General features: G+C 57.4%; 3 protein-coding genes. 1 reads left to right on the forward strand and 2 read right to left on the reverse strand.

Annotated features, from left to right (window positions below):
• The coding region (locus tag CHL74_RS16055; protein ID WP_217901467.1) for a hypothetical protein at positions 1-209 on the forward strand (209 nt) is incomplete at its 5' end.
• Here CHL74_RS16055 and CHL74_RS15190 read toward each other — a convergent pair.
• Entirely contained in the window at positions 149-1,072 is a 924-nt protein-coding gene (locus tag CHL74_RS15190; RefSeq protein WP_094881996.1) for a CHC2 zinc finger domain-containing protein, read from the reverse strand. The two genes, CHL74_RS16055 and CHL74_RS15190, sit on opposite strands and share 61 nt — an antisense overlap.
• 39 nt (positions 1,073-1,111) lie before the next feature.
• On the reverse strand, positions 1,112-2,367 hold a 1,256-nt coding region (locus tag CHL74_RS15195), incomplete at its 5' end, for a hypothetical protein (RefSeq protein WP_254923348.1).

The following is a 2,367-nucleotide window of genomic DNA, read 5'->3' on the forward strand; positions in this document are numbered from 1 at the left end:
ATAATTCCGCACCCAACATCCGTGTAAATCTGCGCCATCCGTGGGAGAATAATTCCGCACCCAACATCCGTGTAAATCTGCGCCATCCGTGGGAGAATAATTACGCACCCTATATCCGTGTAAATCTGCGACATCTGTGGGAGAATAATTACGCAATCCTCCCAGCAGCAAACATTTCGCCGAAGTCTTTCGCTCCCTCAGCCAGCTGATGATGGCAGAGTCCGGGCAGCACCTCCCTCAGCTGCATGAACAGCCGTTCGCCGGGAGCGTCGCGGTCAGGAAACATGTGGAACGTCGTCCCGAGCCTCTCTGCCAGCCCCCTCAGCAGCCCCTTGTCTGCCTCAGAGAGCAACGTCGCAGAAGGAATGGCCACGGCCTTATGACCGGCTGAGAGCATGGCCCAGCAGTCTGAACAACCCTCCGTGATGTATAGCGGCTCGCCCTCACTCAGCAGCGCCGTAACCGGAAGATTATAGACTGAGCAGCGCGACCCGTAAGGAAACCTGAAACGAGGCACGTCAGCTGCCGACCCCACCTTGCCGTAGTCCAGATTGCGGCTCTGCATGCCCGTCAGGCGCCACTCCGTGTCATAGTAAGGCGTCTGAAGCCAATGCGTGCCATGACGGTCAGTCCACGAAGTCAGCCGGCACCACCTCACCACACGACGGTCTATCCCGCGCTCCTCGAACAGAAACCTTTGCGCCTCGTCGCTCAGCCACGGACGCTCGAAGAAGCCTGCATAGCGTGCGGCGTCAAAGGGCTTCAGCGGCGTGACGGCAGAAGGCGTTTTCGGCCTGTATTCTTCCACTATTATGTTGGTGGAATCAGCCAGCCAACGGCAAGCGTCGGGAAAGTCCTTGTGCAAATGACGCATCACGAGGTCGATGGTGCCGCCATGTGCGTCGCAGGCGAAGCAGCGGTAAGTGTTACGTCGCACGTTGAATGTCAGGCTGGCATGATGGTCGTCATGGAAGGGGCAGAGGCTCTTGTGCCTCGTCACGCGCAGCCCCAGCCGCTCCGCCACCCCCTCCACGGGCAGCTGGCGGAGCTGTTGTATTGTTTCTCGGTTCATAATTTTAAGTGAAAAGTGAAAAACTCCAATTCCTAACTCCTAATTCCTAACTCCTAAATATTCCTTCGTCTTCGTGTAGAGTCCGGTCTGTGCGGAGTGCGTGATGAAGCCGCGGAATATCCATTTGTATATTTGGTTCTTTGTGCCCTCCTTAGTCTTGCCGAGCGAGATGCGCAGCGCCTCAAGCTGAGCTTCGTTGAACGAGTCGGGCAGATCGTCGAGCAGATTCTTCGGACCACGTCTGCCAGCCTCGCTGACGCTGCCCTCGTCCTGACCGAGCATGTCGGCGAATACCTGCATCTTTGACCATATATCGTGGTAGACGAGCCATTCCACGAGGCAGCTCATCGGCTTTGTCCATGTCTGCTTGTTGAGCGCCCAGAGCAGGCATCCGGCTTTCCATGCCGATACGAGTGCACGCTTGGATATGTCCCAAAGGGTGTCGTCGTCGGTGAGGTCGGCAAGCGAAGCCATGTCTGCAGCAAGCTGGTCGACAAGGCGGTTGAGCGGACTGATGATGAAGCGACCCTTGCAGATGGCGAGACGAGCGAGGTATTCGTCCAGACTCTTGTAGAAGTCGTCGCCATACTTGCCTTGGCGTGGTATGCGTCCGTCGCGACCTTGGCGTGGCTTGTAGGAGAAGACAACGCGTCCGAAGGTGCCGTTGAAGAGTTCGTTCTTATAGAACTTGCGTGCGGCGAAGGGCGTTGAGGAGATTGTGATGTTGGCACGCAGAACGGGGTTGCCCGTCACGCCGTCGGCTGTGGCTCTGAGCGCTCCTGCTCGCTGGCGGTCGTAGATGTTGCGCATCATCTGGGATATCTGGCGGTGTCCGCCGCAGACCCGGTCTGCCATTTCCACCTCGGGCATGTTGAGGTATTGTGTGCGCTGTCCGAGCTTCTCGCATCCCATGGCGTTCTGGATGAAGGCAGCGTTGGTGACGTCGGCTGGCGGAAACCAGAACGCCACGTCGGGTCGGGCTGGCTTCTCCTTGTTGGCACTCTTGGTCTTCATCATCTTCTGCCACTCCACGAGCTTGGCGAGTTCCTCATCGTCGTGAGCGCGGAAGTCGCGGCAGACGGCTTCCACTATACTTGAGAGTTGGCCCTTGCCAGCGCCACTATCGGCTACGAGATTCGCCAACATTCCGCTTGGTTCCTTCCAGCTGAGGTCGGGATACATGAATTCTGCTCCACTTACGTGTGCGCCAAGGATAGGGAAAAGCATTGGGACGATGGGCTGGTGCATGTCTTTTGAGACTTGCGAGAGCAAAAGTGCCACGCTTTCGAGTCCGC

The sequence above is a fragment of the Prevotella sp. 885 genome (assembly GCF_002265625.1).
Classification (GTDB): domain Bacteria; phylum Bacteroidota; class Bacteroidia; order Bacteroidales; family Bacteroidaceae; genus Prevotella.